Source organism: Bacillus sp. 11C, assembly GCF_055486375.1.
This window is the reverse complement of record NZ_JBUPVZ010000006.1, coordinates 118,892-143,745: the sequence shown is the minus strand read 5'-3', so window position 1 is coordinate 143,745 and position 24,854 is coordinate 118,892. Positions and strand designations below refer to the sequence as shown.

Genomic DNA, 24,854 nt, shown 5'->3' with positions numbered 1-24,854 from the left:
TCAATCTCTCCCTTGTTATGTTTTATACAATAGATATTGTTTTATTGGATGACGCCTTTTGCTGGGTTCCCCTCGCAAAAGCCGTTGTACCTGTTCTCGCGATTTCTTTAATGCCATAAGGTTTTAACAATTCAATAAGTGCTTCAATTTTGTTAGATTCGCCTGTCACCTGAACAACGATGCTGTCTCTGCTGACATCAACGACAGAGGCTCTGAACGGTTCTATCATTCCATTAATCTCTGATCTCGTTGACGGTGCGGAAACGACCTTGATTAAGGCGAGCTCCCTCTGGACAATCGATTGATTCGTGATGTCTGTGACTTTCAGGACATCAATCTGTTTGTTGAGCTGTTTTGTCAGCTGTTCAACATCATTTTCTCCTTCAACGTGAACGACAAAGGTGATTCTGGAAACGCCGGTTGTTTCTGTGTGGCCAACTGTAATGCTTTCAATGTTGTAATGTCTTTTTGTAAATAGACCGGTGATCCGGTTTAATACGCCGGAACGATTCACCACAGTCAACGTGATAATTCTTTTCAAGGTTTCACCCCCACCATTTCATGCAGCCCTTTCCCCGGAGCCACCATCGGGAATACTTTTTCTTCTCTGGCAACCCGCACGTCAATGACAACCGGCTCTTTTGATTTTAATGCCTCTTCCAGCTTTTCTTTCGCTTCCGCATCCGATGAAATTCTGATGCCTTTAATGCCGTATGCTTCTGACAATTTGACGAAGTCAGGCTGAGAAGCAAATTTAGATTCTGAATAGCGTTCTTCATAGAAAATTTCCTGCCACTGTCTGACCATTCCGAGACAAGCGTTATTTAAAATGATGACTTTGACCGGAAGATTCAATTCGCGAATGACATCGAGTTCTTGGAGCGTCATTTGAAAACCGCCGTCCCCGAGAACCGCCACTACAGTAGCATCTTTATCCGCCAGCTGTGCGCCAATCGCTGCCGGAAGGCCGAATCCCATCGTTCCAAGTCCGCCTGATGTGACCCATTTATCTGCTTTTTGGAACGGATAGAATTGCGCTGACCACATTTGATGCTGGCCGACATCCGTTGCGACTATAGCCTCGCCATTTGTAAATTGATGAATATATTCAATTAATTTCTGTGGTTTAAAGCCTTCTTCTTCATTATCTACATACCAGAGCGGGTACTCTTCTTTCCATTCGGAGAGCTGTTTTTTCCATTCACCTGAATCGCTTTGTCTGCCGTCTTGTTTGATCAGCTCCTGCAGGACAATTTTGCTGTCTCCGACTACAGGAATCTGTGTTTTCATGATTTTTCCGATTTCAGCCGGATCAATATCGATGTGGGCAATCTTTGCGTTTTTTGCAAAGTGATTCAGGTTTCCTGTGACGCGGTCATCAAAACGGGCACCGATACTGATTAAAAGATCACAATCATGAAGGGCCATATTGGCTGTATACGTTCCGTGCATTCCCGCCATCCCCAGGAAAAGCGGGTGGTCAGCCGGGAAGCCTCCGAGCCCCAAAAGCGTGTGTGCCACTGGGATTTGCTGCTGTTCTGCATAATTTTTTAATTCTTCTGACGCTTTTCCGTGCAGTACGCCCGCCCCCGCCAGGATCACCGGTTTCTTTGCGCCGCTTACGGCTTCCACAAGCTTGCGGACCTGCAAATAATTCGGCTCGATAGTCGGCTGGTATCCCGGGAGTTTCATCTCATGATCATAGCTGAATTCTCCTTCAATTGTTGCTACATCTTTCGGAATATCAATCAATACAGGTCCGGGTCTTCCAGTTGTTGCAATATGGAACGCTTCTTTAATGATGCGCGGCAGATCTTCCGGCTGGCGAACCTGATAGCTGTGTTTTGTCACCGGCATGGTAATTCCTAAAATGTCCGCTTCCTGAAATGCATCACTCCCGATAACGGATGTGGCTACCTGCCCTGTAAAGACGACTAATGGCAATGAATCAATCATGGCATCCGCCAGGCCTGTAACAAGGTTTGTCGCTCCCGGGCCTGACGTGGCAATGACGACACCCGGTTTTCCGGAGACTCTTGCGTATCCTTCCGCTGCATGAATCGCCCCTTGTTCGTGACGGGGAAGGATATGTACCATCCCTGAATTGTAAAGCTTATCGTAGATCGGAAGCACAGCCCCGCCCGGATAACCGAATATCATTTCTACTTTTTCTTTCTTTAATGATTCAATCAGCATTAATGCTCCGCTCATCGTCTGTGTACATTTGGCAGACGCCGAATCCACCTGTACATTAGTCCCCATTTTCAGTTCCTCCTTTTGGATTTTCATCCTCTAAAGATCCATCGTTTTATTAGCCTGCTAGCTGACTATTCAATAAAAAAAGCCCTTCCACCCACAATCAGCCGCGCAATGATGCGATAGCTAAAAGGGGCGAAAAGGCTTTTCTTTCCGCGGTACCACCCTTGTTTACGGCATATTATCAGCCGTCTCATGGATATTTCTATCCGCTTTAATAACGAGTGAATCACATTCACCCGGCCAAGTCCTACTATGATTTCAGACTGGCACTCTGAGGCGAGTTCACCTTGTAAAACTTCACCGGTTCTCAGCTAACCCGGTTCTCTGTGGAAAGCTTTTATCAAGGCTACTTATCCTCATCTGCGCTTTTCATATTCAGTCTCCGGAACAGCTTTTCAGCTGTTCAAGAAGGTCGTTTGTTTTTATTGTTTAGAGAATCATATTGCGATCATTTTTGCTTTGTGAAGCTTGCATTTATCTTTTGTTGAACTCATATTACGCCGCTTTGGACGCAGTGTCAACAGCATTTTTTAAAATTATTAGACAATTTTGATTAATCAATCTATATTGTATACGCTTTCATTATTGGCGCATAAGGAATTGTAACTATTAAAAGTTTTTATAATTTTTTTATTAATCTAATAAGAATACAACAGAATTTTTCAATCTGATAGAAAACTGTCATAAAATATGACGCGCTATCGTTTTTGATGGGATATATGTATGAAAGATCGGATAGGCACTTCCATTATTCCCCCGGCATACATTGGTGGTATCTTGTAAAGAAAAGGTGATACGATGAATAAATCATTAGCTGACATGCAAGGGTTCCCAGCGGGCTTTCCCACCTTTCCGCAGCCATATTATCCGACAGCTCCTTCCTTTTATCAGCAAAACGATCAGCCTTTTGGAGGCTATGGATACGGTCAGCCCTACAGCCAGTCATACAGCCCGATAAGCACTCCATCTGCTATGTACTCCTCATTCCCATATGCATCAGGATTTTACGGGCAGCAATTTGCAGGTGCCGGTTATAGCGGCCATGGCGGCGGTTTCAGTATCCCGGCGACGCACGCCGGCGTATTCAGCGGAGCACCTGGCGCTCACGGAGGGTTTCGATATTAAAGCCGAATATTGTTTTCGGCCTCTTTTTTTGCCTTGAAACGCCTTTCACAAATCAAATCATTGCAAAAATGATTCATACCGGCAGATTTTCTGTCTTTCTATTTGGAAAAAAGACGGAATATGATTATGATGAAATGAAATATGTTCTGATAACCTGCAAATTTTTGAGGAGGTATAGAATTGTTTATAAAAATAGATGATGTAACTGGGCATGAAGTGATCTCTTTTGTAAATGAGCATTTACATAGCATGACGCTCATGTCCCCGCCAGAAAGCATCCATGCCTTAGATGCAGTAACACTGAGAGGGCCTGAAATAACATTTTGGAGCGCATGGGAGGGCAATGAACTAGCCGGCTGCGGAGCGCTTAAAGAACTGGACAGCCGACATGGAGAAATCAAATCAATGCGCACGTCTGCATCCCATTTAAGAAAAGGGGTTGCCAAACAAATTCTCCAGCACATCCTAGTGAAGGCTAGGGAGCGGGACTATGAGCGGATAAGCTTAGAAACAGGTTCAATGGCTTCATTTGAGCCGGCAAGAAAATTGTATGAAAGCTTTGGTTTTCAGTACTGTGAACCGTTTGCTGACTATGTTGAAGATCCGAACAGTGTGTTTATGACGAAGAAGTTGTGAGATATTTTTTCTGATGGTAAAGTGCAGAGGACATTTCATGTTATCTCTTTTGTATATTTCATCAATTTCCCCGTTAAAATTCAATAGAGCAGAAGAAGAGCAGAACAAAATCGGTTATTGCTTTATCATACAAAAACCATCCAGCACTGGATGGTTTTTATATGAATTATTTATATTTATTTACTTCATACATCAAAATGTTTTTAAACACAACATAATCCTTTTTACTTTCAAAAGGTCCTTTGTTGTTGTCATGCTCATCTATTTCATAAAAGCCTGGTCCCTCTCCAGCATCACGCTGCTTGTACCATTTGAGAAATCCGTTCACTTCTTTCATAGACAGCTGATATTCTTTTTGCAAACCGTTTACCATGGTGACAACAAGGAGGGCGTCTCCGTCTTCTGCTGAGTTATCCTCAGAAGGGGTTGTTGATCCATTATCCTTATCTCCCGGAGTTTCCTCCGAATCAGATGGTATGTTTAAATCCTTTAACGAAATAGATATGACTGATTTAATTTTAGAATTTGCATATCCACCAACAAAACTTGATGTCTCCTCCCTTCCACCGATGACGTAAAGCGTATCATCAATAATGGCAGAAGAATGCGCCATTCTGTATAGTGCTTTCGGATTTGTCACTGCTGTAGCTGATTGACTTTTAGGATCGTACACCTTAATTCGGTTTACACCTCCAGTCATCAGAATTTTCCCTTTATAAACAAGTGCAGAATAATATCCTGCTGTGAATCCTTTACCATTTCTTGCCCAGCTATCATTTTTTGGATCATAGACATAAACAGTTCGACCAGTATATTGCGTTCCGCCAAGGATATATAGTTTATTATCGATTACTGCTGTAATACCCGCATAGATTTGATCATTTAAGTTTTGTTTTTTCTCCCATTTCTTCGTTTCGAGATCATAACTGTAAGTCGTTGCATATCTTGTATTTTCATAGGCCACAACATATATTTTCTTTCCAATAGCTTCAGCATAAATTCTATAAGCTGGAACTTTTTTTTTCAAAGGGGAGACCATCCGATTTTTCCCACGTATCTTTTTTTGGATCATATACTTCTACTGTCTTGACAACTCCATCGTTGACCTTCCACCCATGACATAAATTTTACCGTCAACTGTAACAGTCGCAGCTCCTCCCCTCTCCGTGGGCATGTCCGCTTTTCTTGTCCATTCATTTGTTTTAGGATCGTAGACAAACGTTTGATTCCCATAAGTACCTGATTTTACTGTCCCGCCACCTATCACATATATCTTTCCATCTACCACACCACTACTTGCGCCCACACGCGGCTCAGGCAAATCTGCTCTTTCTTTCCATTCAACTGTTTCCGCGCTAACTGTTTGAAGCGATTGAAACAACGTAATAACGAATAAGAAAAAAACAATGAACCATTTTTCAAAAGAAAGCACTCCCTTTATTTAATTAGTTTCACATAACAAATATCGGCATGACTTTGGTTTTTTTTCACATCTTTTCCTATATATTCATTTTTCAGGAAATTCTATAATGAAAGTTTTCTCTAAAAAACTCGGATGTTTTCAATCTTGTTTATTTTAAAGAGCAACGGGAATTAAAAACGACATGAACGATAAAATGCAAATTCATAAAGGAGGAGATTAATATGAAAAGTATAGTTGGTGTATACGAAACTCCGCAAGAAACCATTGCAGCGATTGAAGGCTTATTAACAAAAGGTTATGATTCCGACGACATTGCTGTTGTGACGAGCCGGCGAGATACAGATTATCTTGAGTCGCGTACCGGAACAGAAGTCAATCAGGCTGTCGATGAACATAAGGACGAATCCGAGTCATTTTTCGATAAACTGAAAGACTATTTTACAATGGACGATACTGCTGAACACAGCAAGAGCTTGTCAGACTTGGATATCACGACTGGGGAAATAGACAAGTATCAAGAGGATCTGGATGATGGAAAACTCCTTGTAGCTGTTGATACAGATACAAATGTAAATCCGCCTATTGATAACGGCCATGCCCTATCAGGCGGCTTTTCGACAAATGAAACGGCGGATTATACAACGAAAGAAGAAAAAACAATGCCGCTGCGGGAAGAACAGTTGAAAGTCGATAAGGAAGACGTTCAAACTGGAGAAGTCGAGATAGGAAAAGAAGTGAAAACAGAACAAAGAGATATGGACATCCCGGTGAGACACGATGAAATTTATGTCGAACGCCGCCCAGTGGATGAAAATAAAACAGACGCTTCTCCCGTCAACGATTCGGAAGAGATCAGAGTGCCAATCGTTGAAGAAAAGCTGGAAGTGACTAAAAAACCGGTTGTCACTGATGAAGTAGTTGTCGGAAAACGGACTGTCGAAGAGAATGAGCACATTTCCGACACCGTGAAAAAAGAAGAGCCTCGTCTCAATAAAGAAGGAAAAGTTAACGGCTTGGATGATGATACGTTAAATAACAAATAAATTATTATATGTAAAAGGCTGCCTTGATGTGTTGGTAAGGCAGCCTTTTATATTCAGTATCGAAAAGAAACAAGAAGAACGTTGTTTGTAACTGGTTTATTTAAATCTTCATACAGTTTTATGATAAAACTACTGTAATAAGGCTTTTATAAACTCCAAACTTCAGAAAGTCTCATACAAATAACCATCCAGCACTATATTGAATGGTTTTAATAACACGTTTAATGTTTGTACTTATTCACTTCGTACATCAAAATATTGTTAAAAACAACATAATCCTTTTTACTTTCAAAGGGTCCTTTGTTGTTGTCGTGCTCATCAATTTCATAAAAGCCCGGCCCCTCTCCAGCGTCGCGTTGCTTGTACCATTTGAGGAAGCCGTTCACTTCTTTCATTGGAAGCTGGTACTCTTTTTGCAGGCCGTTAATCATCGTGATGACGAGGAGGGCTTCTCCGTCATCAGATTCAGTTTCATCATCTGGTTTTGTTCCGTTACCGTCATCTGTGCCTGGATCTGGAGTATTCACAGTTTCTTTTATTGTATATTTTTCTAAAGAGTTAAAGGCATTACTTTGCGTATTGCTTTTTGGCGCTCCCCCAACAGTATAAAGCTCATTATTTATTGATACTGTCCCTGCCCCTGCGCGAGCATGTTGAATTTTTTCTTCCATAATGCTTACTTTATCAGATGCAGGGTCATACACTTGAACGTTATTAGTAGTTGTAGTAGATGCAGAAAGGAACCCTCCGACTATGTAAATTTTCCCATTCGACACAGCGGCGGAAGTATACCATAAAGGATTTAATAAATCCGCTTTCCTCTCCCAAGAATCACTCGACGGATTATATTCATAAATATTTTTTCCGCCACTAGTAGATCCCCCGCCAAAGTAATAAATTTTTCCGTTCACAACAGCTGAAGCGGCAGCTCTTGAATTTGTTGGTTGGTTCGCTTTGTTTGTCCATGTCTTTGATAAAGTGTCATAAGCAAAATGCCTAGGTGTAGATGTATTCTGCTGTGTCATGAGATAGATAGTGTTATCAATGGCTACCGCTGTGCCCAAATAGCTTTTTTTTGTACATCTATCCCTTCTTCCCACGTATCAGTTTTGGTATCATAAATTAATAGTTTCGAAGAATTTTGATTTGAATCCGTATTAGTTTTATTTCCTCCCATGACATAAATCTTTTCTTTTACTACTGCTACAGCTGATCCCGCTAAGTTTATTGGCATATCTGCTTTCTTTAACCATGTATTTTTCTGAGAATCATATACAAGTGTAGTATTTGTAGCTGATTTATTTTTACCAAATCCACCGATAACATAAATGTCATTTCCAACAACAGCTGTTGCCGCATGGCTTCTTGGTTCAGTTAAGTCAGCCTGACTCACCCATCCTTTTTCCTCTGCTGTTGCATCCGCTTGATAAAAAGGGCTTATCATTCCGCAAAGAGTCAGCACAAACACTAAAATTACTTTTTTCAATATTATCACTCCTTTTATAAAATTAGCCAACTCCTGTAATATCGTCTTTTCTTATCAAAAGTTTAACTTTCAAATATTTTTTATCAATTTATAAATCCCATCCACCTTAAAATCGAAGCACTCTCCTTCGTAGACTAAACCATTTAAACTGCTCACTTTTCTTCTGATTAAGATTTCCATCAAAGATTGTTATAAAGCTCCTTATCGATTTAAAAAGCTCTCGCTATTTTTAAGCTTATCGAGATCGACATTTTTTATATTTTTTCAATAATTTTCAAATTCAAAACAATATAAAATTCCCAAAACAAAAAAGTCTCAAACCATTTTTATGGTTTGAGACTTTTTTAGACGTCCCAGGAGAGATTCGAACTCCCGACCGACGGCTTAGAAGGCCGTTGCTCTATCCAGCTGAGCTACTGGGACACGGTTTGTGTTTTCGTTTTTCGCTTTAACTATCAGCGACAAGATTTATTATATATGGGATGCAACAATAAGTCAACGGTTTTTAGAATTTTTTTCATGAGGAAGAAAAATTTCTTCCTCATGACATTTTCATAGTAGGACACGGTTTTGCAGATCGTCAATTTCATGGCCTGCTTGGTCGTAAAAACGCACTGTTGCGGCGTCATTTTCTAAAGTCAGTATAGCATAGCTTTCTGTCCTTCGCACCCTTGGAAGCCGGATGCTGCCGGGATTAATCATCAGCTTTCCGCGCAGCACTTCGCTTCCCGCGATGTGTGAATGCCCGAAGCAAATAATATCAGCTCCAAGCTCCTCTGCACGATAGTATACGTTTAACAAGGTCTGTTTTATACCGTGAAGGTGGCCGTGTGTGACCAGTATTTTTTTTGAACCGGCATTCAGAAGAAGCTCGTCCTTAAAATCGCCTGTAAAATCGCAATTTCCTTTTACAACCTTATAAGGATCCAATGCCGGATGCCCGATTTCGAGTTCAGAGTCTCCGCAATGAATCATGAGATCAACTTCCGCTTCATGCCGTTTCGCGATGGTTTGGAGTTCTTCTTCAAGCCCATGGCTGTCACTGATAATCAGCACGTTCATGTACAAGCTTCCTCCTTATGCCTCTAAAAGCTTAGACAGCTTTTTAAGCGCGTCAGCCCTATGGCTGATTTTATTTTTTTCATCACTTGTCAGTTCAGCCATTGTCTGATCTTTATCTTTCACGATAAAGATTGGGTCATAGCCAAAGCCGTATTCTCCTCTCGGTTCTTCAGCGATATATCCTTCAACATGGCCTTCGACTGTTTTTGTTTCCTCACCGGGGATACTCACAGCCAGCGCGCAGCGAAAACGGGCGGTACGCTGTTCTTTTTCAATTCCTTTCAGTTCGCCGAGCACTTTAACGATATTTGCCTGGTCGTCTTTCTGTTCCCCTGCATAGCGCGCGGAATAAACGCCGGGGCTGCCGCCAAGATTATCGATAGACAGGCCGGAGTCATCCGCAATCACCATTTTATTCACTGCTTTTGCAACAGCTTCCGCTTTCAAAACGGCATTTTCTTCAAACGTATGGCCTGTTTCCTCGATCTCCTCTGTGTATCCGATTTCAGCTAACGATTTGACATCATAGCCTTTTGGCTCGAGGATTTCTTTGAATTCCTTCACTTTTCCCGGATTATGTGTCGCAATAATTGCCTCTTTCATGATGATCAAGCCTTTCTGTCTTTATTTCAGTTCTGGCAGAGAATCACCCAGCACTTCTTTTTGCTTGTCAATCAGTTCCTGAATGCCTTTTTCCGCAAGACCGAGAAGACCGTTCAGATCCTCCCTTGAGAAAGTCGCCTCTTCCCCGGTTCCCTGCAGCTCCACAAAGCGGCCGCCGCCTGTCATAATGACATTCATATCAACTTCAGCGGAAGAATCTTCTTCATAATTTAAATCTAACAAAATTCCCTGTTCCTTATCCATTCCGACAGAAATCGCAGCAAGAAAATCAGTAATCGGATTTGCCTTGATCGTTCCCGCTTTGAGCAGTTTGCCAATCGCAATTGCCATGGCTAGAAATGCTCCTGTAATAGAAGCAGTTCTTGTTCCGCCATCAGCCTGAATGACATCGCAGTCAATCCAAATCGTCCGTTCACCGAGCTTGTCTAAATCTACGACTGCCCGAAGCGCGCGGCCGATCAGGCGCTGGATCTCCATTGTTCTGCCGGTGATTTTCCCCTTAGAAGACTCTCTGATTGTTCTTTGGTTTGTTGCCCGCGGCAGCATGCTGTATTCAGCTGTAATCCAGCCTTTTCCACCGCCCCGCAAAAACGGCGGCACGCGATCCTCAACAGACGCGTTGCAGATTACTTTTGTATTTCCCGCTGTTATTAGAACAGAACCTTCCGGATGGCTGATAAAATCCAAATCAAATGTGATTGGACGCAGCTCATCATGTTGTCTTCCGTCATGTCTCATGTTTTACCTCCGATTGTATGTACATAAACCATTTTTGTTCCGGAATTGAATAAAGAAAGAGGCAGCCGGAACGCTAACCTCTTTCTTTCTAGTATATCAAAAATTTCAATTTAAAAACTACCCGTATTCACTTGAGATGGTCTGGAGACCGGTTCAGTGAGCTTTTCGCCTTTTTCATTTACTAGCTCTGATTTCCCGTTTACTTTGACGGAAACGCTTTTTACATTCGGCTGCTCCGTTAACGTCAGTACAATGCTGTTCAGCACTTCTGAAGAAATCATTTTTGTCTTTTCATCAGCGCTGCCAAATATGGATTGATTGAAATCTAACGTCACGCGTCCGTCTTTGATTTTCGGCTTGCTGACCAGCTTTACGTCATCACTGAAATCTGTTAACAGCCCGCTCACTTTGCTTGGGCCTTTAGCCAATTCGTTGATCGCTGCAGAAATATCATCTTTTTCAGTATTGTCGATCCGTTTCGTCACAGGCACATAGTACTCACTGTCTTCATTTTCCGCCAAATAATAAACGGTGAGCGGATGTGTTGCGGTAAGATCATTTACGCCCGATGTTTCCATATTAATCCCGTCTTTACGGCTTAAATCATCTGAGATCGGCGTGCCGCCTACAGGCATTTCCTTCAATTCATGGCCGTTTATTCTCAGCTTCACTTTATCTATCGAACTGAATTGCGTCAGCGTCCACGTCACGGATTGAACAATTTTCTGTTCGTCTTCTTTCTTATAATTTTTAAATTCATTAGAGAAGTCGGCGATTGCAGTTCCATCTTTTTTGATGTCAACGTTAACGGTTGTGTCAGCCGGCAATACGGCTCTGAAGCCATTCGGAAGAATTTCTGACACAGGTCCGCCCTGAACGAGGTATTCAAGCGCCTGCTTGGCCGTGCCTTCACTTTTTGGAAGAGGCAGCGTTTGCGCAACGACATACCCGTTTTTATCAATGAGATAAAGCTCCCTCATGATTGTAGATGCGGCTTGATCCGCTTTGGCGGTATCGTTTTTTTCACTTTCTGTTTTTTCGGCTGCTGTTGTATTTGAATCGGCCCCCGCTTCATCGTTCACGTATGTAACGTCTTGAGGCGGATCAATTTCCTCGGCTGCCTTATCAGATTGAAACAAACCGCATCCGGATAAAAGCAGGGCAGAGGTGAGACAAGTGGCACCAATGACTGCAGGTCCTTTTTTCAGCATACTTTTCCCTCCTAAGGCTGTTTGTACTATTATGTATACGAGCCCTTATCAGGAAATAGACCGAAGAATTCCGGCAAAACAGAAAAAACCCGCAACATAACGTTGCGGGCAAAGCTATTTTCTAATCGGTTCTTGCAGTGAAGTGCATTCCACATGGCCCACCTCATGGCCAAACCAGTCATTTGCGATTTTCGCAAACTGATCACGTGCTCCTGTTGTCAGGAACTGATGATCCGGAACAATCGGAGACTGGTTCAGCAGCCCTTTATATGAGAGAATCGTGCTGACTTCCCTTGCTGTTTCATCGCCGGACGAAATAATGTTTACGTGCTCTCCCATATATCTCTGAATGGATTCTTTTAAAATAGGATAGTGGGTGCAGCCTAAAATCAGTGAATCAATCGATGTGTCTTTTAACGGATACAGGGATGTTTTGACAATCTCGTCTGCTGTCTTGTCAAGAAACTTTCCGCTTTCTACAAAAGGCACAAGCAGCGGGCAGGCAAGGTTCTCAACCTTCAGGTCAGAATTCAATGCCAAAAGCGCCTCTTCGTACGCATTGCTCTTAATTGTATTCTCTGTGCCGATGACTCCGATATGCTGATTTTCCGTCACTTTTATCGCTGCTCTCGCACCCGGCTGGATCACTCCGACCACCGGTATACCGACGCTTCGCTGGATGTCTTCCAATGCGATCGCTGTTGCTGTGTTGCAGGCGATCACGAGCATTTTAATGTGGTGGTTTTCGAGTAAATAATTCGTCAGCTCCCACGTATATTGAAGCACTTCTTCTTCAGGACGCGGCCCGTATGGACACCGTTTCGTATCCCCGACGTAGATAATATTTTCTTTTGGTAGCTGTCTCATGATTTCCTTTGCAACGGTTAAACCGCCAACCCCGGAATCAATGACTCCTATTGGTTGCCCCAACAAAATCGCCTCATTTTCTCTTCATTTCATGCTGCAGTTTCATCAATGATTTTTCGAAGATGGCTATTTCTTCATCTGTAAACGTTTCGAACATATCACGCAGATATTCCTGCCTTTTTGTAATGACCTCTTGAATAATCCGTTCTCCTTCAGGCAGCAGATGTATCCGGACCACACGTCTGTCCGCCGGGTCCTTGACCCGTTCGACAAGCTCATTTTTTTGCATGCGGTCGATTAAGTCCGTTGTCGTGCTGCATGCCAGATACATTTTGCCCGATAGTTCGCCGATTGTCATATCTCCTAGTTCATAAAGCCATTGCAGGCCGACAAATTGCGGCGGCGTAATTGCATATTGGTTAAGGATTTCTCGTCCTTTTTGCTTAATGATCGCGGCAATGTGGCGGAGTGACTTTTCAATATCCGCAACATGCTCCAAAGGTTTTGATGTCATTTGTCCATCCCTCACTCAAGGATCTCTTACGCACAAAAGCGTTCCGTGTCTATTTTCCTTCTTTTTTGAAGAAAATGCAAGACTCGCGCGAGAGAATTAGAGGACTTTAGGCAAACAAGATCAAATAGCAAAAACTGTTTTAAGCTTTGCCATCCAAGTTCTGCATAGCATTCCAAATATGGTTTCAAACGCTCCAAACAAACAGCAATAACCGGCTCCTTCCTGAAAAGAAGGAATACCGGCAAGGATTAAAGCTCTAGCTCACCCATTCTAAGAAGCTCAACAACGGCTTGCGAACGCCCTTTCACACCCAATTTCTGCATGGCATTTGAAATATGGTTTCGAACGGTTTTCTCACTGATAAATAGCTCGCTTGCAATCTCCTTTGTTGTCTTATCTTGAACGAGCAATTCGAACACTTCTCTTTCTCTTTTCGTTAGCAGCGGCTTCGATTGAAATTCTTTCTCCTTCAAGTATTGTAACCCTCCTTGCTAAGGTGAGAGCGAATCAGAAACGAATGGGTTTTGATATAGTCAAGATATCTTATGTAAGAAGGGCACAGGAGGTGACGTTTACAAGAGAATTAGTTTATGGTGTATGGAGCAGCGTTTCTTTCTCCTCATCCGTCCAGCTGACAGTCTTGCCGCTTTCCTTTGAAACTTGGACCATCACAACTGCTCCGGTGAAGCAGGGCTCGCCTTCCCGATTTTCTCCGAGATAATGCAAGGTAAGGGATGAGCTGCCGACGGCGCTTGTTTTCACATAGATGCGCAGCTCTTCATAAGGCATGACTTGCCGCAGATAATCGCATTGCTGGCTTGCCACGACCGTCATAGTCTGTTTGTTTTGATTCATCATATTCAGCTTTTTAAAATAAGAAATCCGCGCCTCCTCAAAGTATATAAAAGGCGTTACATTATTCATATGTCCAAACATGTCCGTCTCGGAAAATCGCACGGATACTTCATTAAAAAAAGAAAAGGACGCTTTCCATTTTTGAAACGGCATATCAATATAAGCGGGAAGCTTCATCTTTACTCATCTCCTTATGGTTAAAAAAACCTCTCCCATGCGGAAGAGGTTTTTTCTTCTTATACTCTGTCGCTTCCGAAGAAATTGCGGAACGCTTGTAAGTTTGTATCTCTGTTTAAGGCTGCAATCGAAGTGGTGAGCGGGATGCCTTTCGGGCAAGATTGAACGCAGTTTTGCGAGTTACCGCAATCTCCAAGGCCGCCTTCATCCATCAGCGCGTCTAACCGCTCAGATTTATTCATGGCGCCTGTCGGATGTGCGTTAAACAGGCGGACTTGAGACATCGGTGCCGGCCCCATGAACTTCGATTTGCTGTTCACATTCGGGCAGGCTTCGAGGCAGACGCCGCACGTCATGCATTTTGATAATTCATATGCCCATTGACGGCGTTTTTCCGGCATTCTCGGCCCCGGTCCCAAATCGTGCGTACCGTCAATCGGTATCCACGCTTTTACTTTTTTCAATGAATCAAACATTCTGCTCCGGTCAACCTGCAAATCACGCACGACCGGGAACGTTTTCATTGGTTTTAAGCGAATCGGCTGTTCAAGCTGGTCGATAAGCGCCGTACAAGACTGGCGGGGCTTTCCGTTTATGACCATTGAACATGCGCCGCACACTTCTTCAAGACAGTTCATGTCCCATGTAACAGGGGTTGTCTTTTCACCTTTAACGTTAACCGGATTCCTGCGTATTTCCATCAGAGCGGAAATGACGTTTAGGTTCGGGCGGTATGGAACCTCAAATTCTTCATCGTAAGGCGTACTGTCGGTTGTATCTTGCCGTGTGATAATAAATCGTATGGTTTTTTGTTCACTCATGATTATTTCGCCACCTTCTTCTTCGAGTAATCCCGTTTCCGAGGCGTTATCAGTGATACATCGACATCCTGATACTCAAATTCCGGCGCTTCATACGGGCTTACATGTTTAGCCATTGTTGTTTTGAGCCATTCATCATCATTACGTTCAGGATAATCCGGTTTATAATGGGCGCCCCTGCTTTCATTGCGGTTGTAAGCGCCAAGGGTAACCACCCTCGCAAGCTGAAGCATGTTCGAGAACTGGCGTGTGAACATCGCCCCCTGATTGCTCCATTTTGTCGTATCATTGATGTTAATCTTTTTAAACCGCTCCATTAATTCCTGAATTTTGTCATCCGTTTTCAAAAGCTTATCGTTATGGCGGACAACCGTTACGTTTGCCGTCATCCACTCACCGAGCTCTTTGTGAAGGACATAGGCATTTTCGGTTCCGTCCATGCTCATAATGTCAGCCCATTTTTCTTCTTCTTTTTTGACGTGAGCGTCGAATAAAGAGGAAGACATGTCTTCTGCTGAAGATTCTAAGCCATTTACATATTTCACGGCATTCGGTCCGGCCACCATTCCTCCGTATATCGCGGAGAGCAGGGAGTTCGCTCCCAAGCGGTTGCCGCCGTGCATAGAGTAATCACATTCCCCAGCCGCAAACAGTCCCGGGATGTTTGTCATTTGATTGTAATCCACCCATAAACCGCCCATTGAGTAATGAACCGCCGGGAAGATTTTCATTGGAAGCTTCCGCGGGTCATCTCCCATGAACTTCTCATAAATTTCAATGATGCCGCCGAGCTTAATGTCAAGCTCTTTGGGATCTTTATGGGACAGATCAAGATACACCATGTTTTCACCATTAATGCCGAGCTTCTGGTTGACACACACATCAAATATTTCGCGTGTCGCTATATCACGCGGCACCAAGTTTCCGTAAGCCGGGTATTTTTCTTCCAGGAAATACCACGGTTTCCCGTCTTTATATGTCCACACGCGTCCGCCTTCACCGCGCGCCGATTCACTCATCAGTCTTAGTTTGTCATCGCCCGGTATCGCTGTCGGGTGAATTTGAATGAATTCTCCGTTTGCATAATACGCTCCCTGCTGATAAACGATCGACGCAGCAGATCCTGTATTAATCATGGAGTTAGTCGATTTTCCAAAAATGATTCCCGGTCCGCCCGTCGCCATGATGACAGCGTCTGAACGGAAGGATTCAATTTGCATGTTTGTCAGGTTTTGCGCAACAATTCCGCGGCAGGTTCTGTCATCATCCAATACAGCGCCAAGGAATTCCCAGCCTTCGTATTTTGTAACCAGACCCGCAACTTCGTATCTGCGCACTTGCTCGTCCAGTGCGTAAAGCAGCTGCTGTCCCGTTGTCGCACCCGCATAAGCTGTTCTGTGGTGCTGTGTACCCCCGAATCGGCGGAAATCCAGCAGGCCCTCAGGCGTCCGGTTAAACATGACGCCCATCCGGTCTAATAAGTGGATGATAGAAGGCGCCGCGTCACACATCGCTTTGACCGGCGGCTGGTTCGCAAGAAAGTCTCCCCCGTATACAGTGTCATCAAAATGCTCCCACGGAGAGTCGCCTTCCCCTTTTGTGTTGACCGCTCCGTTTATGCCGCCTTGCGCGCAAACCGAATGAGAACGTTTGACAGGAACGATGGAAAAAAGCTTAACCGCCATTCCTGATTCCGCTGCTTTAATTGTCGCCATGAGGCCGGCAAGACCCCCGCCGACTACGATAATGCTTGATTGACTCATGATAGCCCCTCTCCCTCTAGTAATCTAGTACTCTTATACAAATGCGAAAATCGCTTTTAAGCCTACGTATGACAGTGCAACAAAAATAATCAGCGTAACGTATGTCGAAATTCTTTGAGAACGAGGCGTTACCGTAATGCCCCATGTAACAGCGAAAGACCATAAACCGTTCGAGAAATGGAAAATTGTTGATAAAACACCGACAATGTAGAAGCCAAGCATAGCCGGAGAGCTCAAAATATTCGCCATCATGTCGAAATTGACCTCAGCGCCCATTTGTGCTGCAATACGGGTTTCCCACACATGCCAGCTGACGAAAATGAGGGTGATGATACCGGTTACACGCTGCAGGACGAAGAGCCAATTTCTCATATAGCTGTATTGACCTGCGTTATTTTTTGCAGTAAACGCTATGTACACACCATAAACTGCATGATAAATTAATGGTAAGAAGATAATAAAAATTTCCAATGCATACCTGAAAGGCAGACTATCCATAAAATGAGCAGCACTATTGAATGCTTCAGCGCCCCTTGCGGCAAACTGGTTGACGACTAAATGCTGAATGAGAAAGATGCCGACCGGTATGACGCCAAGCAAGGAATGCAATCTTCGAAAATAAAACTCTCTGTTCCCAGACATTACTTTACCCCCTGTTTGATAAGTGCGAAATGTGCTAAATCTCTTCCCCCACTTCTTTCAATTGTAAGCACTTTATTAAGATTTATTGACAATTTCATTTTACTCCTCCCTCAAAAGGGCGTCAAGAAAACGCGTACATAAATTACAATTTTCCGAATTAATTAGTTGATTCAAAAATTTTATTTTATCAATATATATTTCTCCCTTAATTTTTCATAAGAATTACAGGATCATTCTGTAATCCTCCCCCCTCTTTGGGCTATAATATACGAAGGAGAGAGGGGAGACAGCTATGAAGTCTAAATTTGAAGGATCTATTGACAATCTAAAAGAAATTGAAATGAACGCCTATGCCTACGAACTAATACGAGAGATCGTTCTCCCAGATATGCTTGGCCAAGATTACTCTTCCATGATGTATTGGGCAGGGAAACATCTCGCCCGTAAGTTTCCTCTTGAATCATGGGAGGAATTTCCGGCCTTCTTTGAAGAAGCGGGCTGGGGAACCCTCACTAACACAAGCGCTAAAAAACAGGAGCTTGAATTTGAACTTGAAGGGCCGATCATTTCCAACCGCCTTAAACATCAGAAAGAACCATGCTTTCAGCTTGAAGCTGGTTTTATCGCTGAACAAATTCAATTGATGAATGACCAGATTGCCGAATCATATGAACAAGTGAAAAAGAGAGCCGATAAAGTGGTTCTGACTGTGAAATGGGATATGAAAGACCCCGTGTAACCAAAAAGGCGGTGACTGCATAGTCCCGCCTTTTTTGATTACACAGCTGAAGGGTGTTTTGAAAGCTCAAATGCATCGTGCAGCGCTTCGACCGCTTTCACCATGTCATTTTCGCTTACGACTGTTGACACTTTGATTTCAGATGTGCTAACCATCTTGATTAAAATGTTTTTTTCCGCCAGTACAGCAAACATTTCAGCCGCTACACCAGGATTTGATACCATACCTGATCCGACAATGGATACTTTAGCCAACTTGCTTTCTGTCTCGATTTTCTCAAATTCCAGCGCGCCTTTGTACTCTTCAAGCACCTCAACAGTCTGGTCCGCGTCTTCAGATTTAACAGAGAAGGAAATCCCGGCATCATGGTCTCCCGCCTGCGTTTGGATAATGATATCCACGTTAATATTTCTTTTTGCAAGAGTTGTAAAAATGGTAGACAAAGTGGTTAGGCCGCTTGTCAGCCCGTAGATTGTTACCCTTGTGATTTGATCTTCGAACGCAATGCCTCTGACAATTAAATTCTGCTCCATGGATGATTCCTCCTCAATTAATGTCCCTGCTTCTGTTTCTGTACTTGAACGCACTTCTAACGGCAATTGGTAATTTTTAGCGAATTCAACGGCTCTCGGATGAAGAACGCCGGCGCCTAAATTGGCAAGCTCAAGCATTTCATCGTATGAGATTCCGGCAAGCTTTCTCGCTGATTTCACATACCGCGGATCGGTTGTAAACACGCCGGGCACGTCGGTGTATATGTCACATTTATCCGCTTTTAATGCGGCAGCCAAAGCGACTGCTGTTGTGTCTGAACCGCCCCGGCCCAATGTCGTGATTTCACAATTCTCCGTCATGCCTTGGAATCCCGCGACAATCACAACCTTTCCTTGCTCAAGCTGGTCTGCTAAAACTGTAGTGTCGATATCTGTAATTCTGGCGTTTCCGTGTACGGATTCCGTGCGGATTCCCGCCTGCCAGCCAGTATAGGACACCGCGTCATAGCCTTTTTCCTGCAAGGCCATTGAAAGCAGGGAAATCGTGACCTGTTCGCCTGTCGCCAGCAGCATATCCATTTCGCGTTTGCTCGGCTGATCGGTGATGTCTTTTGCAAGGCTGACCAATGCGTCAGTCGATTTCCCCATAGCTGAAACGACTACGACGACTTGATGGCCTTTCTGTTTTTCCGCGATGACGCGGTTTGCCGCATTATTAATTTTTTCGACTGAGCCGACGGAAGTACCTCCGAATTTTTGTACGATTAGACCCATGAATGACCACCCTTTACATTTTGGTTCGTGCGGGTGAGGAGAAAGAGCGCTTTGTCCACAATAAAAAAAGCAATGAGAGGAATTTGCTCTCATTGCTTATCAATTAATCATCATGAATGATTATGAACAACGAGATAGCCCTCCAAGAAAATGATTTCTTGACAGCCTTACATTTATTCAATGCACGGCCAGCAAATAACACCGATGGGATTTTATTTGCTTCGGCGACCTCCCCTTTCAGCCTTTTTCACGGAATCCATCTTTCTCCAAAGGCTTACTCTTGAAGTTCGCACCTCTATCTTCACCATATAACACGATCTAACTATGAAATTAATTCACATTTTATCAGATCTTTTTTAAAAGGACAACATTATTTTTGCAATTTGTCGTAAAGGAGCTGAGCCGCCGCTGCGGGAACACCCGCTTTTTTGAGGTCCTCAAGACTTGCTTCCTTCATTTTTTTAACAGAACCGAAATGCTTTAACAGCATTTTCTTTCTTTTCTCTCCGATACCCGGGATGTCGTCCAATACGGATTGAAACGCGCTTTTACCGCGGATTTGCCTGTGAAAGCTGATCGCGAACCGGTGCACCTCGTCCTGGATGCGCTGCAGAAGGTAAAATTCCTGGCTGTTTCGTTCCAGATACACCGCCTCCAACGGATCCCCGATGAGTAAATTTGAGGTTCTGTGTTTTTCGTCTTTCGCTAAACCGGCGATGGGAATATCCAGACCGAGTTCATTTTCAATGACATCCCTTGCAGCGTTGATCTGCCCTTTTCCTCCGTCAATGATGATCAGATCAGGCAGCGGCAGGTTTTCACGAAGCACTCTTGAATAACGCCTTCTGACGACCTCTCTCATTGAGCCGTAATCATCCGGGCCTGTAACGGTTTTGATTTTATATTTGCGGTACTCTCTTTTGTTCGGTTTGCCGTCGATAAACACGATCATCGCGGAAACCGGGTTTGTCCCCTGTATGTTTGAGTTATCAAACGCTTCGATTCTGTGAGGCGTATAAATATTCAAGGCTTCACCGAGTTTTTGCACAGCCCCGATTGAGCGCTCCTCATCCCGTTCGATTAAGGAGAATTTTTCTTTCAGCGCGATTTTCGCATTTTTATGGGCCAGCATGAGCAGTTCTTTTTTAGGTCCTTTTTTCGGCTGGTGGACGTTTGTTTCCAGCAGCTGCTCAATCATGGATTGATCTACACTGTCCGGAACTAAAATTTCCTTTGGAAGGAAGTGGTTGTTTTTTGAATAGAACTGCCCGATGAACGTAAGGAACTCTTCATCAGCTTCCTGATAGAGCGGGAACATGCTGACATCGCGTTCAATGAGCTTTCCTTGCCGGATGAAAAAGACCTGTACGCACATCCAGCCCTTATCATATGCGTAAGCGAATACGTCACGGTCGACTAAATCGTTCATCGTCATTTTTTGTTTTTCCATCGTTGAGTCGATATGGGCAATTTGGTCTCGAAGCTCTTTTGCCCTTTCAAACTCAAGATTCTCCGCAGCCTCATGCATTTTCTCTTCAAGCTCTTTTTTGACATCATTATAGCCGCCCTTTAAGAATCGAGTAATGCTCTCAACCAGCTCTCTGTTCGTCTCTTCGGAAATATCCTTTACGCAAGGAGCGAGACATTGGCCCAGATGATAGTAAAGGCACACTCTGTCCGGCAGTTTGGAGCATTTTCTGAGAGGATACAGACGGTCGAGCAGTTTTTTTGTTTCCCTTGCTGCTTGCACATTCGGGTACGGCCCGAAATAGCGCCCTTTGTCTTTTTTGACATTGCGGGTGACAACCAGCCTTGGATGGCGTTCATGGGTGAGTTTTATAAAAGGGTAGGTTTTATCGTCTTTCAGCATGACATTGTATTTCGGATCATGCTTTTTGATCAAATTCATTTCTAAAATAAGCGCTTCGAGATTAGAGGACGTCACGATATATTCAAAATCCTCGATTTCCGTCACAAGCCTTTGTGTTTTCGCATCGTGAGAACCGGTGAAGTAGGAGCGCACTCTGTTTTTCAGCACTTTCGCTTTTCCTACGTAGATCACAGTCTGCTGTCGGTCCTTCATCAGATAACATCCGGGCTGATCAGGAAGGAGGGCGAGTTTTTCTTTCAGTTGTTTGTTCATATGTTACCCTTCCTTATATTTAGTCCTTTGTTTCCAGTTTAACACGAACGTTTGTTTTTCTCTATGGTTCACAATTGGCGAATAAAAAAAGCGATCCCTCAATCGGAATCGCTCTGGCATGTAAGCAGCCGTAAATTAAAGATGTTTGTTTACAAGCTCTTGAAGCGCTTCTTTCGGTTTGAAGCCGACAGAAGTTTCAACAACTTCTCCGTCTTTTAACACAAGAAGTGTCGGGATGCTCATAACGCCGTATTTTCCGGCTGTTTCTTGGTTTTCATCCACATCGATTTTTACGATTTTCAGTTTGTCTCCCATTTCTTGATCTAGTTCTTCAAGAACAGGCGCAATCATTTTACAAGGTCCGCACCAAGGAGCCCAGAAGTCAGCCAGTACGACGCCTTCGCTTGTTTCAGCTGGGAAAGATTGATCAGTTGCTTTTACGATAGCCATTATTGAATTCCTCCAATTGTGAATGATGATTTTTAGTATAGCATCTCCCATTCGTTCACGCTATTTTAATGCTTACAAATTATTTTTTCCTGATCACAATCGGTTTACTCATTTTTATCTGGATTGAATGGGATATGTCACTTTTATTAAAACACGAATCTGATAATTGCCCCGATCACTACAATAGCCCCGATGATCATTAGAATTGTACGAAGCATAAGCTAACATCTCCTCTTCACTGTCATGTACTTTACCATGCCCTCCCGGAGCTGTTTTAAAACCTGAAAAAGAGCGCCGGCATGAAGCTCCGGCGCTCTCCCGCGTTAAGAATCCGCACGCAGCGTGAGTAAGACGACCGACATTGGCGGCAGTTTTACTTTCAGTTTGTTTTTGTTGAGGGTATATCGGCTGAAAGATTCCGGTTTGACGTGATGAGGATCGTCAAACGTGTTATGCGCATTCATTTTTTCTGCCGTGAGAATGACTCCGGAATGGTCCGCAGTCTTGTTAAGACCTCTCAGCTCAATTTCGGTCTCCGCTTTGTTTTGATGGTCGATGTTGCAAATCGTGATATTGATATCACCTTCCGCATGTTTCGATGCTGAAATACTGATTTGCGGCAGCGTTTCCCCCTTCCATTCATAGTCAGCAGAGGTTGTTTCAGTGTCTAAAAGAGAAGCATCCTGGTGTACCTTAAACATATCAAATACATGGTACGTCGGTGTCAAAAGCATCCGCTCTCCCTCAGTCAAAATCATCGCTTGAAGAACGTTTACCGTTTGGGCAATGTTGGTCATTTGTACCCGGCGGCAATGCTGATGGAAAATGTGGAAATGAGAAGCCGCGACCAGTGCATCACGAATGGTGTTTTGCTGATAAAGGAATCCAGGGTTCGTGCCTGGCTCAGGATCAAACCACGTGCCCCATTCGTCAATAATCAGCCCGACCCGCTGCTCCGGGTCGTACCGGTCCATAATCGTACCGTGTTTTTGAATCAATTGATCGATGTATTTGGCTTTTTTCATCGTAATGAACCATTCATCCTCCGTGAATTCTGTCGCTGATCCTTTGCCCTTCCAGAAATCACCCGGAATCGTGTAATAATGAAGGCTCAATCCATCCATCAGGCCGGCGGCTTTTTTCATGAGCACGTCCGTCCAATTAAAGTCATCTACATTTGCGCCGCCTGCAATTTTATAGATTTCATTGCCGCTGTAATTGCGGACATAGGTTTGAAAACGCCGGTACAGATCAGCATAGTATTCAGGGTGCATGTTTCCGCCGCAACCCCAGTTTTCATTGCCCACACCGAAATATTTCAGCTTCCAGGGCTCCTCTCTTCCATTTTGTATTCTCCAGTCTGACATCGGCGTGCCCGCATCAAACGTCATATACTCGATCCATTCCGCCATTTCCTGAACGGTTCCGCTTCCGACATTGCCGCAAATATAAGGCTCGCATTCAAGCAGCTCGCAAAGCATCATAAATTCATGTGTTCCGAATTCATTTGATTCAACTGTTCCGCCCCAGTGCGTGTTAAGCATCGTCTTTCGGTCACCGACACCGTTTGCCCAATGGTATTCGTCCGCAAAACAACCGCCCGGCCATCTGAGGACAGGAATATGAAGCTGCTTGAGCGCTTCCAGCACATCCTTTCGTATTCCGTTTATATTGGGAATGCTTGAGTCCGATCCGACCCAAATCCCCTCATAAATCCCTCTTCCTAAATGCTCCGCAAAATGACCGTATATATTTTTGTTAATGGTTCCTTTTACAATATCTGTCTGGATCACTGCTTGATGTTTAGACATGCCTGATCATTCCTTTCATACGAATATGAAAAGCACCACAGTCAAATATGTGATCTGTCTTTTGCCTGAGGAGTCAGCATGAATGTAAGCGCTTTTAAAGTAACCATATTATATATGTTCGTACATGTCAACAATATTTTTCATTATATATTTATTTGTACGTATATATTTAAACATATAAAAAACCCCGAACTTCAGCAGTCCGGGGTTTCCTTTACGAGTGAATATTTAATTGTTTGAATTCCTCAGTTAATAATGGAACCACTTCAAATAAATCGCCTATGATGCCATAATCCGCTATTTTAAAAATATCGGCTTCAGGATCTTTATTGATGGCGACAATGACCTTGCTGTTTGACATGCCGGCTAAATGCTGGATGGCGCCGGAAATGCCGCAGGCGATGTACAAATCCGGGGTGACGACTTTCCCGGTCTGCCCGATCTGGAGAGCGTAATCGCAATAGTCAGCGTCGCACGCCCCGCGAGAAGCTCCGACTGCGGCTCCCAGCACCTCGGCAAGCTCCTGCAGCGGCTGAAATCCTTCCTTGCTTTTGACTCCGCGGCCGCCCGCAACGATAATTTTTGCTTCGGAGAGATCAACGCCGTCCGCTGTTTTTTTCACGATCTCTTGGATAACGGTGCGGAGGTCAGTAAGAGAAACATCAACGCTTTCGATACTCCCCGACCTGCCGGCGTCTATTTCTGAAGCTTGAATGTTATTGGGACGAATTGTTGCAAAAATCATGGGATCGGTTGAAATCACACGTTCAAATGCTTTTCCCGAGTAAATCGGCCTTGTGAATACGACATTTTCTCCGGTAACGCTTACATCTGTAGCATCAGAAATTAAGCTTGTTTGCAGCCGGGCCGCAAGTTTTGGTGAGAGATCCTTGCCCATTGCCGTGTGCCCGCATATGACCGAATCGGGCTTTTCTTGGTCAATAATGACCCTCATGACCTGGCTGTATCCGTCTGCCGTATAGGCTTTCAGCTTCGGATCCTCGGCTGTGAGAACTTTATCCGCTCCGTAATGGATAAGCTCCTGTGCAATGTTTTGTACATTTTCTCCGATGAGAACACCGATGACTTCTCCATCGCCTGAAATGGTTCTTCCTGCAGCTAATGCTTCAAAGGTGACATTCCGCAATTCTCCATCGCGAATTTCCCCGAGTACGATCACTTTTTTTCCCATTCTAA

The 24,854-nt window shown here is 43.8% G+C and carries 24 protein-coding genes, 1 tRNA gene, 1 pseudogene, 1 riboswitch and 1 other annotated feature; of the genes and pseudogenes, 4 read left to right on the top strand and 22 right to left on the bottom strand.

From position 1 onward, the window contains the following. Positions 1 to 22 precede the first annotated feature (22 nt). Both ilvN and ilvB read right to left on the bottom strand, forming a co-directional pair. The gene (gene ilvN / locus ACY3LV_RS10850; protein ID WP_148962258.1) at positions 23 to 541 is read right to left on the bottom strand and encodes an acetolactate synthase small subunit; all 519 of its coding nucleotides are present in this window, start codon (positions 539 to 541) and stop codon (positions 23 to 25) included. Further along, entirely contained in the window at positions 538 to 2,262 is a 1,725-nt protein-coding gene (gene ilvB / locus ACY3LV_RS10845) for an acetolactate synthase large subunit (RefSeq protein WP_464863772.1), read from the bottom strand. Before ilvB ends, ilvN begins: the two co-directional genes overlap by 4 nt. A 122-nt stretch (positions 2,263 to 2,384) precedes the next feature. After that, positions 2,385 to 2,631: a binding site (T-box leader), on the bottom strand. A gap of 426 nt (positions 2,632 to 3,057) precedes the next feature. On the opposite strand from ilvB, the gene ACY3LV_RS10840 reads away from it, so the two are divergent. Continuing rightward, positions 3,058 to 3,384: a hypothetical protein gene (locus ACY3LV_RS10840; protein WP_464863771.1), complete on the top strand. Its 327-nt coding sequence runs from the start codon at positions 3,058 to 3,060 to the stop codon at positions 3,382 to 3,384. Positions 3,385 to 3,564: 180 nt separating this feature from the next. Beyond that, positions 3,565 to 4,020 (top strand): GNAT family N-acetyltransferase, encoded by a 456-nt coding sequence (locus ACY3LV_RS10835; RefSeq protein ID WP_464863770.1) that lies wholly within the window; start codon positions 3,565 to 3,567, stop codon positions 4,018 to 4,020. Positions 4,021 to 4,186: 166 nt separating this feature from the next. On the opposite strand, the pseudogene ACY3LV_RS10830 reads toward ACY3LV_RS10835, so the two are convergent. Continuing rightward, positions 4,187 to 5,452: pseudogene (locus tag ACY3LV_RS10830) on the bottom strand (Kelch repeat-containing protein). A gap of 212 nt (positions 5,453 to 5,664) precedes the next feature. Here ACY3LV_RS10830 and ACY3LV_RS10825 point away from each other — a divergent pair. After that, positions 5,665 to 6,486, top strand: a complete 822-nt coding sequence (locus tag ACY3LV_RS10825; protein ID WP_464863769.1) for a YsnF/AvaK domain-containing protein — start codon at positions 5,665 to 5,667, stop codon at positions 6,484 to 6,486. A gap of 221 nt (positions 6,487 to 6,707) precedes the next feature. On the opposite strand, the gene ACY3LV_RS10820 is transcribed toward ACY3LV_RS10825, so the two are convergent. The 14 genes from ACY3LV_RS10820 to sdhC all read right to left on the bottom strand — a co-directional run bounded on the left by ACY3LV_RS10820 (position 6,708) and on the right by sdhC (position 17,246). Further along, positions 6,708 to 7,550 carry a Kelch repeat-containing protein gene (locus ACY3LV_RS10820; RefSeq protein WP_464863768.1) on the bottom strand — a complete coding sequence of 281 codons (843 nt, stop codon included), beginning with the start codon at positions 7,548 to 7,550 and terminating at the stop codon, positions 6,708 to 6,710. Further along, positions 7,535 to 7,972, bottom strand: coding sequence for a Kelch repeat-containing protein (locus ACY3LV_RS10815; protein WP_464863767.1), 438 nt, complete (start codon positions 7,970 to 7,972; stop codon positions 7,535 to 7,537). The genes ACY3LV_RS10820 and ACY3LV_RS10815 overlap by 16 nt, the downstream gene beginning before the upstream one ends. A 349-nt stretch (positions 7,973 to 8,321) precedes the next feature. Continuing rightward, positions 8,322 to 8,395, bottom strand: a tRNA-Arg gene (locus ACY3LV_RS10810). Positions 8,396 to 8,524: 129 nt separating this feature from the next. After that, positions 8,525 to 9,034 (bottom strand): YfcE family phosphodiesterase, encoded by a 510-nt coding sequence (locus ACY3LV_RS10805; protein ID WP_464863766.1) that lies wholly within the window; start codon positions 9,032 to 9,034, stop codon positions 8,525 to 8,527. Between the two features lie 15 nt (positions 9,035 to 9,049). Further along, the gene (locus tag ACY3LV_RS10800) at positions 9,050 to 9,646 is read right to left on the bottom strand and encodes an XTP/dITP diphosphatase (RefSeq protein WP_148962265.1); all 597 of its coding nucleotides are present in this window, start codon (positions 9,644 to 9,646) and stop codon (positions 9,050 to 9,052) included. Positions 9,647 to 9,658: 12 nt separating this feature from the next. After that, on the bottom strand, positions 9,659 to 10,396 hold the full coding sequence (gene rph / locus ACY3LV_RS10795; RefSeq protein WP_464863765.1) for a ribonuclease PH: 738 nt from the start codon (positions 10,394 to 10,396) through the stop codon (positions 9,659 to 9,661). Positions 10,397 to 10,506: 110 nt separating this feature from the next. Next, positions 10,507 to 11,607, bottom strand: a complete 1,101-nt coding sequence (gene gerM / locus ACY3LV_RS10790) for a spore germination protein GerM (protein WP_333561448.1) — start codon at positions 11,605 to 11,607, stop codon at positions 10,507 to 10,509. Between the two features lie 114 nt (positions 11,608 to 11,721). After that, complete coding sequence (gene racE / locus ACY3LV_RS10785) at positions 11,722 to 12,540, bottom strand: glutamate racemase (RefSeq protein ID WP_087992355.1); 819 nt, start codon at positions 12,538 to 12,540, stop codon at positions 11,722 to 11,724. Between the two features lie 7 nt (positions 12,541 to 12,547). Continuing rightward, a complete protein-coding gene (locus ACY3LV_RS10780) occupies positions 12,548 to 12,988 on the bottom strand; it encodes a MarR family winged helix-turn-helix transcriptional regulator (protein WP_003222521.1) in 441 nt (146 codons plus the stop codon). Positions 12,989 to 13,236: 248 nt separating this feature from the next. Further along, the gene (gene gerE / locus ACY3LV_RS10775; protein ID WP_003184172.1) at positions 13,237 to 13,461 is read right to left on the bottom strand and encodes a spore germination transcription factor GerE; all 225 of its coding nucleotides are present in this window, start codon (positions 13,459 to 13,461) and stop codon (positions 13,237 to 13,239) included. 115 nt (positions 13,462 to 13,576) lie between these two features. After that, positions 13,577 to 14,020 carry an acyl-CoA thioesterase gene (locus tag ACY3LV_RS10770; RefSeq protein ID WP_148962269.1) on the bottom strand — a complete coding sequence of 148 codons (444 nt, stop codon included), beginning with the start codon at positions 14,018 to 14,020 and terminating at the stop codon, positions 13,577 to 13,579. A 59-nt stretch (positions 14,021 to 14,079) separates the two neighbouring features. After that, positions 14,080 to 14,841, bottom strand: coding sequence for a succinate dehydrogenase iron-sulfur subunit (gene sdhB, locus ACY3LV_RS10765; RefSeq protein ID WP_087992358.1), 762 nt, complete (start codon positions 14,839 to 14,841; stop codon positions 14,080 to 14,082). A gap of 2 nt (positions 14,842 to 14,843) precedes the next feature. Continuing rightward, the gene (sdhA, locus tag ACY3LV_RS10760; RefSeq protein WP_087992359.1) at positions 14,844 to 16,604 is read right to left on the bottom strand and encodes a succinate dehydrogenase flavoprotein subunit; all 1,761 of its coding nucleotides are present in this window, start codon (positions 16,602 to 16,604) and stop codon (positions 14,844 to 14,846) included. Positions 16,605 to 16,637: 33 nt separating this feature from the next. After that, positions 16,638 to 17,246, bottom strand: coding sequence for a succinate dehydrogenase cytochrome B558 (gene sdhC, locus ACY3LV_RS10755; protein WP_003222512.1), 609 nt, complete (start codon positions 17,244 to 17,246; stop codon positions 16,638 to 16,640). A gap of 292 nt (positions 17,247 to 17,538) precedes the next feature. Here sdhC and ACY3LV_RS10750 point away from each other — a divergent pair, with 292 nt between their 5' ends. Next, on the top strand, positions 17,539 to 17,985 hold the full coding sequence (locus ACY3LV_RS10750; RefSeq protein ID WP_087992360.1) for a YslB family protein: 447 nt from the start codon (positions 17,539 to 17,541) through the stop codon (positions 17,983 to 17,985). A gap of 38 nt (positions 17,986 to 18,023) precedes the next feature. Here ACY3LV_RS10750 and ACY3LV_RS10745 read toward each other — a convergent pair whose 3' ends face one another. From ACY3LV_RS10745 to etfA, 5 genes are all read right to left on the bottom strand, one after another. Further along, a complete protein-coding gene (locus ACY3LV_RS10745) occupies positions 18,024 to 19,253 on the bottom strand; it encodes an aspartate kinase (protein ID WP_464863764.1) in 1,230 nt (409 codons plus the stop codon). 127 nt (positions 19,254 to 19,380) lie between these two features. Then, positions 19,381 to 19,559: riboswitch (Lysine riboswitch) on the bottom strand. A gap of 64 nt (positions 19,560 to 19,623) precedes the next feature. After that, positions 19,624 to 21,396 carry an excinuclease ABC subunit UvrC gene (gene uvrC / locus ACY3LV_RS10740; protein WP_148962271.1) on the bottom strand — a complete coding sequence of 591 codons (1,773 nt, stop codon included), beginning with the start codon at positions 21,394 to 21,396 and terminating at the stop codon, positions 19,624 to 19,626. 135 nt (positions 21,397 to 21,531) lie between these two features. Next, positions 21,532 to 21,846, bottom strand: coding sequence for a thioredoxin (gene trxA / locus ACY3LV_RS10735; RefSeq protein ID WP_087992363.1), 315 nt, complete (start codon positions 21,844 to 21,846; stop codon positions 21,532 to 21,534). A gap of 323 nt (positions 21,847 to 22,169) precedes the next feature. Continuing rightward, positions 22,170 to 23,657: an alpha-L-arabinofuranosidase AbfB gene (abfB, locus tag ACY3LV_RS10730; RefSeq protein WP_464863763.1), complete on the bottom strand. Its 1,488-nt coding sequence runs from the start codon at positions 23,655 to 23,657 to the stop codon at positions 22,170 to 22,172. Positions 23,658 to 23,871: 214 nt separating this feature from the next. Further along, a complete protein-coding gene (gene etfA, locus ACY3LV_RS10725; RefSeq protein ID WP_087992365.1) occupies positions 23,872 to 24,849 on the bottom strand; it encodes an electron transfer flavoprotein subunit alpha in 978 nt (325 codons plus the stop codon). Between the last annotated feature and the right edge of the window lie 5 nt (positions 24,850 to 24,854).

Excerpts from the sequence above, each read along its gene's own strand:
- sdhC (WP_003222512.1), bottom strand. The coding sequence starts at position 17,246 with ATGTCTGGGAACAGAGAGTTTTATTTTCGAAGATTGCATTCCTTGCTT.
- rph (WP_464863765.1), bottom strand. The coding sequence starts at position 10,396 with ATGAGACATGACGGAAGACAACATGATGAGCTGCGTCCAATCACATTT.
- ACY3LV_RS10745 (WP_464863764.1), bottom strand. The coding sequence starts at position 19,253 with ATGGGTCTAATCGTACAAAAATTCGGAGGTACTTCCGTCGGCTCAGTC.
- etfA (WP_087992365.1), bottom strand. The coding sequence starts at position 24,849 with ATGGGAAAAAAAGTGATCGTACTCGGGGAAATTCGCGATGGAGAATTG.
- ACY3LV_RS10780 (WP_003222521.1), bottom strand. The coding sequence starts at position 12,988 with ATGACATCAAAACCTTTGGAGCATGTTGCGGATATTGAAAAGTCACTC.
- ACY3LV_RS10770 (WP_148962269.1), bottom strand. The coding sequence starts at position 14,020 with ATGAAGCTTCCCGCTTATATTGATATGCCGTTTCAAAAATGGAAAGCG.
- ACY3LV_RS10840 (WP_464863771.1), top strand. The coding sequence starts at position 3,058 with ATGAATAAATCATTAGCTGACATGCAAGGGTTCCCAGCGGGCTTTCCC.
- gerM (WP_333561448.1), bottom strand. The coding sequence starts at position 11,607 with ATGCTGAAAAAAGGACCTGCAGTCATTGGTGCCACTTGTCTCACCTCT.
- trxA (WP_087992363.1), bottom strand. The coding sequence starts at position 21,846 with ATGGCTATCGTAAAAGCAACTGATCAATCTTTCCCAGCTGAAACAAGC.
- sdhA (WP_087992359.1), bottom strand. The coding sequence starts at position 16,604 with ATGAGTCAATCAAGCATTATCGTAGTCGGCGGGGGTCTTGCCGGCCTC.
- ACY3LV_RS10750 (WP_087992360.1), top strand. The coding sequence starts at position 17,539 with ATGAAGTCTAAATTTGAAGGATCTATTGACAATCTAAAAGAAATTGAA.
- ilvB (WP_464863772.1), bottom strand. The coding sequence starts at position 2,262 with ATGGGGACTAATGTACAGGTGGATTCGGCGTCTGCCAAATGTACACAG.
- sdhB (WP_087992358.1), bottom strand. The coding sequence starts at position 14,841 with ATGAGTGAACAAAAAACCATACGATTTATTATCACACGGCAAGATACA.
- abfB (WP_464863763.1), bottom strand. The coding sequence starts at position 23,657 with ATGTCTAAACATCAAGCAGTGATCCAGACAGATATTGTAAAAGGAACC.
- ACY3LV_RS10825 (WP_464863769.1), top strand. The coding sequence starts at position 5,665 with ATGAAAAGTATAGTTGGTGTATACGAAACTCCGCAAGAAACCATTGCA.
- uvrC (WP_148962271.1), bottom strand. The coding sequence starts at position 21,396 with ATGAACAAACAACTGAAAGAAAAACTCGCCCTCCTTCCTGATCAGCCC.
- ACY3LV_RS10805 (WP_464863766.1), bottom strand. The coding sequence starts at position 9,034 with ATGAACGTGCTGATTATCAGTGACAGCCATGGGCTTGAAGAAGAACTC.